The organism is Nonomuraea sp. ATR24 (genome assembly GCF_041950485.1).
GTDB classification, from domain to species: Bacteria; Actinomycetota; Actinomycetes; order Streptosporangiales; family Streptosporangiaceae; genus Nonomuraea; species Nonomuraea ceibae.
Genome location: NZ_JBGNUU010000040.1, coordinates 23,665 through 30,159 on the forward strand (window position 1 = coordinate 23,665; position 6,495 = coordinate 30,159).

General features: G+C 68.9%; 5 protein-coding genes. 4 read left to right on the forward strand and 1 reads right to left on the reverse strand.

Annotation, left to right across the window (positions count from 1 at the left end):
* Window positions 1–113: 113 nt before the first annotated feature.
* Window positions 114–506, forward strand: coding sequence for a hypothetical protein (locus tag ACBI99_RS45210; protein WP_375075380.1), 393 nt, complete (start codon window positions 114–116; stop codon window positions 504–506).
* On the forward strand, window positions 497–676 hold the full coding sequence (locus ACBI99_RS45215; protein WP_219508924.1) for a hypothetical protein: 180 nt from the start codon (window positions 497–499) through the stop codon (window positions 674–676). Before ACBI99_RS45210 ends, ACBI99_RS45215 begins: the two co-directional genes overlap by 10 nt.
* A gap of 250 nt (window positions 677–926) precedes the next feature.
* Here the strand turns inward: ACBI99_RS45215 and ACBI99_RS45220 are convergent, their stop codons facing one another.
* Window positions 927–2,066 (reverse strand): hypothetical protein, encoded by a 1,140-nt coding sequence (locus ACBI99_RS45220; protein ID WP_219508926.1) that lies wholly within the window; start codon window positions 2,064–2,066, stop codon window positions 927–929.
* A 170-nt stretch (window positions 2,067–2,236) separates the two neighbouring features.
* Between ACBI99_RS45220 and ACBI99_RS45225 the strand changes: the two genes are divergently transcribed.
* The gene (locus tag ACBI99_RS45225) at window positions 2,237–3,292 is read left to right on the forward strand and encodes a site-specific integrase (RefSeq protein WP_219508927.1); all 1,056 of its coding nucleotides are present in this window, start codon (window positions 2,237–2,239) and stop codon (window positions 3,290–3,292) included.
* Window positions 3,293–4,590: 1,298 nt separating this feature from the next.
* Entirely contained in the window at window positions 4,591–5,346 is a 756-nt protein-coding gene (locus ACBI99_RS45230; RefSeq protein WP_219508931.1) for a site-specific integrase, read from the forward strand.
* Window positions 5,347–6,495 lie beyond the last annotated feature (1,149 nt).

The window sequence follows — 6,495 nt, forward strand, 5'->3', positions numbered from 1 at the left end:
CACATCCACCCGGGGATGGTCATCGCCGGCGGCGAGGCGCTGACCGCGGAAAACCGCGCTTGGATCGCCTCCGCGTTCCACGCCCAGGTCCGCTCCGCCTACGCCGCCATCGAGTGCGGGTTCTCGCCTACGGCTGCGCGCACAACTGGCTGCATGTCAACGCCGACTGGGTGGTGCTGGAGCCGGTCGACGCCGACCACCGGCCCGTCCCGCCGGGGCGGCCCTCGCACACCGTCCTGTTGAGCAATCTCGCCAACCGGGTCCAGCCGCTCCTCCGCTACGACCTGGGCGACAACGTCCTGGTGCGGCCCGACGCCTGCCCATGCGGCAGCGCGCTGCCCGCCGTCCAGGTGCAGGGCCGCGCGGCGGAGATGCTCGAGTTCCCCGCTGGCGGCGGGCACGTCCGCATCTTCCCCATGGCGTTCGGCACGCTGCTGGACCGCGTCCCCGGCATCGCGCAGTTCCAGGTCGTGCAGAGGCGCCGGCCACGCTGCGGGTGCGGCTGAGGCAGGCGGCCGGCGCCGGCCCCGATCACGTGTGGCGGACCGTGCGCGAGGAGATGTCGCGCCTGCTGGCCGGGCACAGGGTCGAGCGCGTCGTGCTGGAACGTGCCGAGAAACCGCCGGAGCAGTCGGTCGGCGACAAGTTCCGCAGGATCATCCCCCTGACCCGCTGACCGCGCGCTGGCCTCAGCCCCGAACCACGCCCACCGTGGCGGCGACCCGACGTACCTGCCCGTAAATCACCAAACCGCAACCCATGCCCCTTCGAGATCACGATTGTGGGTTTGTGCTTACCTTTGCTGCACCCAAGATCGATTCCTACATTGGGGCTGGGGTCAGCTTCAAGAGCGGAGGACCAATGCACACGACAGCGGCGGCCGAGGCATTGCAGAACGGACAGGATGCAACCCTACGATCCGCCGCTTATGAGTCCGATACTGCTGGCGCTTCGGCCGTGCTGCCAGGAGTCTCTGTTTCGATCTGGTCAGGCACGTGATGGGATTGCTGCTCGCGCAGGAGCGCCTGTGCAACGGCGGCGGCTGTGACGGCCTCTTCGCGTTGCTGCTGAGCGCTCTTGAGCGCGTCAACGAGGTGGGCGAGTTCGCCCCGCAGGCGTTCGGTCTCACCGAGGGAGACGGCTCGGGCCTGGTCCGCGAGGGTACGGGCCTGCTCGGCCACGGCGGCCGCAGTAACGGCTTGCTCGCGCCGCTGCTGTTCGGCGCCCAGCGCCTGGCGTAGCCGGTCGGCCTCCTCGGCGTGCGCCGCGGCGGTGCCGCGGGCCTGATCGCGTTCCTGCTCGGCATTCCGCGTCCGGGCGTCCTGCTCTTGCAATTGGCGGCGGAGGCCGGCGAGCTCGCGCTGCTGGTCACCGACCTGCCGTTCCAGTTCGGTGATGCGGGCTGTGGCGGCGGCGTACAGCTCGGTGAGTTCGGCAGTGCGCTGATGAGCGGTGTCCCGGTCGAGCTCGGCCTGGCGCTGCCGGTCGGCGGCGTCGGCGCTGAGCTGCTCGGCCTGGGCGCGGGCGGTCTGATGTTCGCCGACCTGGCGCCAGGCGTCCTGCTCGCGTTCCTCAGCACGGTCGCGGGCGGTCTCGGCCTGGGCACGGGCCTGCTCGGCGGCGGCGATCCGGGTGGTGGCGGTGTCAGCTGCGGTGGTGGCGCGCTGCTCGGCCGCCGCGGCGGCGGCGCGGGCTTCCTCGGCGGCCTGTTCGGCGGCCTCGACCTGGGCGAGCGCGCCGCTGCTCAGCTCGGTGAGCTGGGCGCGCAGCGCCTCCTGGGCGGCCTGCCACTGCTCGCCGGCCGCCAGCAGCGGCGCGAGCAGATCCTGGGTGCGCAGCAGCGCGTTCGCTACGGGGGCGGCATGCGCAGTGGTGCGCGCCCGGTAGGCGGCCGCCCGGCAGGCGTCGCTGCAGTACTTGGCCCGGCTGCTGCGCCCGGGCAGGGCCTTGGCACAGCCCGGGCCGGCGCACCGCAGCTGCTCGGTCGTGTTGTCAGTCGCGGTGTCGACCTTGTCGTCATCTTTCGTGGACACGTCCGCCACCACAGTTTCCTGATCGTTCGCCACGACAACAGGGTAGCGTTCGTAGCGTTCGATCGCACCTGTTCCGTACGTTCGCAAACGCAAACTCGTAACGGCGCTGACCCGTGATAACCTTCCTTATCGCGGGTCAGAATCGCGGCACCATACCGGTGCCGGACGGGCCCGAAACAGGCGAGGGCGGGCGGGAGACGGGCGTGCACGACGAGCAGGGAACGCTGCCGGCCGCGGCGGCGGGGGAGCGGCCGCCGATTTACCGGCTGCCGGAAAATGCCGCGCACGAAGCCGGGCACACCGCCGCGGACTACACGCTCAGCGCGCGTACCCAGGAGCGGATCGCCGACGGCGTGCCGGCCAACACCCGCCGCGCCTACGCCCGGCAATGGGCGACCTTCACCGCCTGGTGCGCCACGCACGGCCGCATCGCGCTGCCCGCCACCGCGCACACGCTGGCCGAATACACCGCACATCTGTGCGAGACCGGCCAGGCCCCGGCCAGCATCGACCAGGCCATCGCCGCGGTGCGCACCATGCACCGGCTGGCCGGCCATCCCGGCCAGCCCGCCACCGAATCCGCCCGCCTGGTGCTGCGCGCCTACAAACGCGATCGCGCCGAAGCCGGCGGCCGCGGCCAGCGCGAAGCCCCGCCCATCACCATCGACGCACTGCGCGCCATGGTGTCCGCCTGCGACCTGAACACCCCCATCGGGCGCAGGGACCGGCTGCTGCTCGTGCTCGGCCTGGCCCTGATGGGCCGCCGCAGCGAACTCGTCGCCCTGCAGCGCGACGACGTGCTCGAGGTCGCCGACGGGCTCGAGGTCACCATCCGCACCTCCAAGACCGACAAGGACTCCGCCGGCGAGACCATCGCCATCCCGCGCGGCAGCCACCCGCTCACCGACCCGGTCGCCGCCTGGCGCGACTGGCTCACCGTGCTCGACCAGGCCGGACACCCCGCCGGAAGGCTGCTGCGCCGCATCAACCGGCACGGCACCATCGGCCCCTCGCTCGGCGCCGACGCCGTCAACACCATCGTCCGCGACCTCGCCGTCCGCGCTCGCGTGCCCGCCGCAGACAGCGTCACCGCGCACAGCCTGCGCGCCGGCGGCGCCACCGTCGCCTACGCCGCCGGCGTCCCGGTCGCCGTCATCGCCAAACACGGCCGCTGGGCCCCAGCTTCACCAGTGGTTTTGCGATACATCAGGGCCGTGGATCGCTGGCGGGACAACGCCATGCGCAATGTGGGGCTCTGACCAGCCAAAACGCGCAAAAAAGCAGGTGTGCAGGGTGACGAACGCTCATGGAACTTAGGTGACTGGTCCCAACAAGTGCGCAGGTTGACGGCCACATGCGGCCCCGTTGTCATAGTTCTGCGTTTCCGCTGTGAACGAACCTGCGCGTCACACGGGGGAGCACCAGTGACCAACAGCGTGGACACTACCTGACGAACCTACTGGTGCGGCGCGCATTGGTCACGGAACTGTCCTCGTGGTGGTCATCACTTGTCCTACGATGCCGCCAGGTATCTATCCGTGATCGTCAGGCCAGGAACGTCGGGCCGAGGCTCAGCACCCTTGGGCAACAGCCGCTGCCTGGAAAATCTGCAGGCCGGAGACTTGCCCCCCAGAGCCCGTGTCGGCGGAGAGAAGTGTTTCCGCAAATTCGGGCGATCAAAATATAATACCTAATGAAGAGAGCGAGGATCCGGAAGGGCCGACTTTCCCGCTCAACCTAATAAAGAAAATGGAGATTCATATCTCCGCTAAAACGGTAATTTTGAATGCCAGGAGAAAATTCAAATGCGCTGAGGGCAGTCACATGAGAAGTTCTGTCAGAAGGTTACATATAAGGGCCATTGTGCACACGGTCTAGGCCAGCCGAGTGACAAGACGTGACCAATCAAGTGACAAGCAATGACGAACGCGCAGGACAACTAGACGACCAGTCTCAGCCACCGCCTCCTCGACCTACCCCTGCACCGGCTGCGGGATCTCCTCGCCGGTTCCGCTGCCCGGCCCGGCCTGCTCGCTTCCCTCGATCACGCTCGGAACTCTAGCAGAGTCATAGTCGATCCGTATCCGATCCTCATCGGACGGTTCGGATATGAATACCTGCACCATGTAGAATTCTCACACAATTGTTGTTATGTGAGAGCACACCTGCTGTCAGTGGGATTCCCGCCTGCTGTCAGTGGGCCTGATCCGCAGCCGATGCCGCCCCTTCTCCCGCTGACCGCCTTCAGTACCACAAAATTGATCATGGAAAACCGTATGGGCGCCCCCGAACGGCTCCCGGAGCCCGCCCCCGCGCCGCCCGCCCCGGATGAGCATGAGCACCTCCTGGACGGCCGGACGGCCCGGCTGGTCGAGCAGGGCCTGGCCGCCAACACCCGCCTCGCCTACGCCCGCGACTTCGGCGCCTACGCCACCTGGTGCCAAAGTCCACCGGCCGCACCCTGCTGCCCGCCACCCCCGCGACCCTGGCCAACTACGTCGCCCACCTGGCCGCCCAGTAGTACGCCCCCTCCACCATCGACCGCGCGCTGGCCTGCGTGCTGGCCGCCCACGACCAGCTCGCCAAACCCGCCACCGCCGCGGCCCGGCTGGCCCTGCGCGCCTACCGCCGCGAGCGCGCCCAGCAGGGCCACCGCCCCCGCAAATCTCCGCCGATCACCGTCGACCGGCTGCGCGCGATGGTCGACGCCCTGCCGGACGGCGCCCCCGCAGGACGGCGTGACCGCGCCGTCCTGGTGCTCGGCTTCGCCCTGATGGGCCGCCGCTCGGAGATCACCGACATCGACATCGACGACCTCACCTTCACCGCCGACGGCCTGGAGCTGTACGTCCCGTTCAGCAAGACCGACCAGGACGCCCACGGCGAGATCGTCGCCATCCCCTACGGCCAGCACCCGCAGACCTGCCCCATCAGGGTGACCCGCGCCTGGCTCACCGACCTGGCCGACGCCGGCGTGACGACCGGGCCGCTGTTCCGCCCGATCGACCGGCACGGCCGCATCGCCTCCCCCGCTCATCCCGTCGCCGGGCGCGGCCGTCGTGAACGGCTGACCCCGCAGTCGATCAACTTGATCGTCAAACGGGCCGCCGCAGGCGCCGGCCTCGACCACGCCGATGCCTACACCGCACATGGCCTGCGCGCGGGCGGCGCCACCTCGGCCGCCAAGGCCGGCGCGCCCATGTCCGCGATCACCCGCCATGGACGCTGGGCCGACGGCTCGCCCGTCGTCGCCGGCTACATCCACCAGGCCGACAAGTGGAACGACAACCCGCTGCACGGCATCGGACTCTGAGAGGTCGTGTAGGTTCCCAAATTCCGTGCACCTTCTCATTCGCAGTCTCACACGGGTGTCATCCCGCAGGTCAGCAGCTTGCCGTCGCCTGGGAAGCCGAGGAGATGACACGCGGCCTGAGACAACCGACGTGTGACACGGTGTGAGACACCGAGGTAGCCGGCAGGTCACAGCGTTGGCGCATGACGCAGAGATTGAGAACCGACAGGTCGGCGGTCGCTGGTCCGCCTATCGGTACCGTGGCGCCTGATCGACTTTGAGCCACTTCGCTGTGCGGGCAACACTTGCCAGTGGTGCTCGCTCTTGAACGGCTGCCGGAGCCACCCAATCTGGACTGCCCTGTGTGCCTGCGCGGCCGGCTCGGGCAGCCAGCAGCTCCGCGAGCAAGCCGCTGGCGGTGGTGGCTGTCACTGATCGCTCTGCAAGGAGCCCGGCTTCGCCGAGGCGAAGAGCCGCGATGCGGAGGGCACGCCGCCGCCTGTTCGGGAGCCGGTCGAGACACTGCTCAAGTTCGATGAGGAGCTCCTCGATGGTGTCGCCTGCTGCGATCGCCCAGAGCGCAAGGGCCCACTCGGCCAGGGAGTGGTCGTCGTCGCACGCTTTGAGCCGGTCGCGCCACCACATGGCGTCACGCGCATGGGCCCGGGTGTGTGCGATGAGCGCCGCGGGGTGACCAGTGGCGCCCAGTGCTTGTGCGCCTGGCACACGCGTATATCCCTCAAGAAGCGGCATGGCCGCACCGATGACGGCGATCTCCGTAACAAGCCAGCAGCGGCCGACCTCGTGGAACAGCGCGGTGGAGGCGTTGGACCAGGGGACGTGCTGCCCTTCTCGCCGCGCTGGAATCGTCGGAAGCTCGCGACGTCGGCAAGGGCCGATCCTGACTTGCGTAGGAGTTGGATGGCCTGTGAGCGACGATCGGGGGAGGACGCTTTCGGCGTCTGGGGCGTGGGACGGGTGCCGAAGGAGTAGAACTCGGCGGGGCTGAGGGCTACCGCGATCCTTGCAAGTTCCGAGCGCACTTGAGCTTGCTCCGCTCCGACGGACACCATCGTTGTGGTGGTCAGGCCGCTGCGACTGCCTCGTAGTCGGCGGGGCTACGGTAGCCCAGGCTGCTGTGCAGGCGGTGCAGGTTGTACCAGCCCTCGA